We start from the raw sequence: 1,068 nt of genomic DNA, 5'->3' as shown, positions 1-1,068 counted from the left end.
AAACGCGTTCCAGCGCGAGCGCCACGCCCATGCCGCCGCCGATGCACAGCGACGCCAGGCCGCGCTTCGCGTCGCGGCGCTGCATTTCGTGCAGCAGCGTCACCAGGATGCGGCAGCCCGATGCGCCATCGGGTGGCCAATCGCAATCGCCCCGCCGTTCACGTTGATCTTCGACGTGTCCCAGCCCATCTGCTTGTTCACGGCCAGCGCCTGCGCTGCGAACGCTTCATTGATCTCCATGAGATCGAGGTCGCCCACCGACCAGCCCGCACGCTCCAGCGCGCGCTTCGAAGCCGGCACCGGGCCCATGCCCATGATCTTCGGATCGACGCCGCCGGCGGCATACGACTTGATGCGCGCGAGCGGCTGCAGGCCCAGCGCTTCGGCCTTCTTCGCCGACATCACCACCACTGCCGCCGCGCCGTCGTTCAGGCCGGATGCGTTGGCCGCCGTCACCGTGCCTTCCTTGTTGAACGCAGGCTTGAGGCCCGCGAGCGATTCCGCCGTCACGCCGTGACGCACGAACTCGTCGGTGGCGAACTTGAGCGGCTCGCCCTTGCGCTGCGGAATTTCGACCGGCACGATTTCCGCGTCGAAACGGCCTTCCTTCTGAGCGGCTTCCGCCTTGTTCTGCGACAGCGCTGCGAACGCGTCCTGCTCTTCGCGCGTGATGCCGTATTCCTTCGCGACGTTTTCGGCCGTCACGCCCATGTGGTACTGGTTGTACACGTCCCACAGGCCATCGACGATCATGCTGTCGATCAGCTTCGCGTCACCCATGCGGAAGCCGTCGCGCGAGCCCGGCAGCACGTGCGGCGCCGCGCTCATGTTTTCCTGGCCACCCGCCACGACGATGTCCGAGTCGCCCGCGATGATTGCGTTGGCGGCCAGCATCACGGCCTTCAGGCCCGAGCCGCAGACCTTGTTGATCGTCATGGCCGGCACCGAGGTCGGCAGGCCCGCCTTGAGCGAAGCCTGACGCGCCACGTTCTGGCCCGAGCCCGCCGTGAGCACCTGACCCATGATCACGTCGCTCACCTGCTCGGGCTTCACGCCCGCACGCTCCAG

1 pseudogene is annotated in these 1,068 nt (G+C 67.2%); it reads right to left on the bottom strand.

Features of this window, described 5'->3' with window-relative positions:
* Window positions 1–1,068, bottom strand: a pseudogene (locus BBA01S_RS45045) (acetyl-CoA C-acetyltransferase); the annotation flags it as partial.

The organism is Paraburkholderia bannensis NBRC 103871, assembly GCF_000685015.1.
Lineage (GTDB): Bacteria > Pseudomonadota > Gammaproteobacteria > Burkholderiales > Burkholderiaceae > Paraburkholderia > Paraburkholderia bannensis.
The sequence above is the reverse complement of the archived record's forward strand: the minus strand, read 5'-3'. Positions and strand labels throughout refer to the sequence as shown.